Origin of the sequence: Nonomuraea sp. NPDC048916 (genome assembly GCF_040649575.1) — a bacterium.
Lineage (GTDB): Bacteria > Actinomycetota > Actinomycetes > Streptosporangiales > Streptosporangiaceae > Nonomuraea.
Window position 1 is genome coordinate 1 of sequence record NZ_JBEZFS010000146.1, and the last position, 773, is coordinate 773.

At 70.5% G+C, this 773-nt stretch carries 1 protein-coding gene; it reads right to left on the bottom strand.

What is annotated here, in order from left to right; translation table 11 throughout:
• Positions 1-773: chaperonin GroEL (groEL, locus tag AB0C16_RS40155; RefSeq protein WP_357691402.1), on the bottom strand; the 773-nt coding region annotated here is incomplete at both ends.

Here is a 773-nt window from a genome sequence, read left to right on the forward strand (position 1 = left end):
GCGGGAGCGGCAGGGTGCTTCTCGGGCTTCTCGGCGATGACGGCCTCGGTGGTGAGGAAGAGCGCCGCGATGGAAGCGGCGTTCTGCAGCGCGGAGCGCGTCACCTTGGCCGGGTCGATGATGCCCGCCTCGAACATGTTGACGTACTCGCCGGTGGCCGCGTTGAGGCCCTCGCCCGGCGTGAGGTGGCGAACCTTCTCCACCACGACGCCGCCCTCGAGACCGGCGTTGACGGCGATCTGCTTCAGCGGCTCCTCGAGCGCCTTGCGCACGATCGCGGCACCGGTGGCCTCGTCGCCCGACAGCTCCAGCTTGTCGAACGCCTTGGCGCCGGCCTGCAGCAGCGCCACGCCACCGCCGGGCACGATGCCCTCCTCGACGGCCGCCTTCGCGTTGCGCACGGCGTCCTCGATGCGGTGCTTGCGCTCCTTGAGCTCGACCTCGGTGGCCGCGCCGGCCTTGATGACGGCCACGCCGCCGGCCAGCTTGGCCAGGCGCTCCTGGAGCTTCTCGCGGTCGTAGTCGGAGTCGGTGCGCTCGATCTCGGCGCGGATCTCGTTGACCCGGCCGGAGATGGCGTCGGGGTCACCGGCTCCGTCGACGATCGTGGTCTCGTCCTTGGTGACGACGACCTTGCGGGCGTGGCCGAGCTGGTCGAGCGTGGCGCTCTCCAGCTTGAGGCCGATCTCCTCGGCGATGACCTGACCACCGGTCAGGATCGCGATGTCGCCCAGCATGGCCTTGCGGCGGTCACCGAAGCCCGGAGCCTTGAC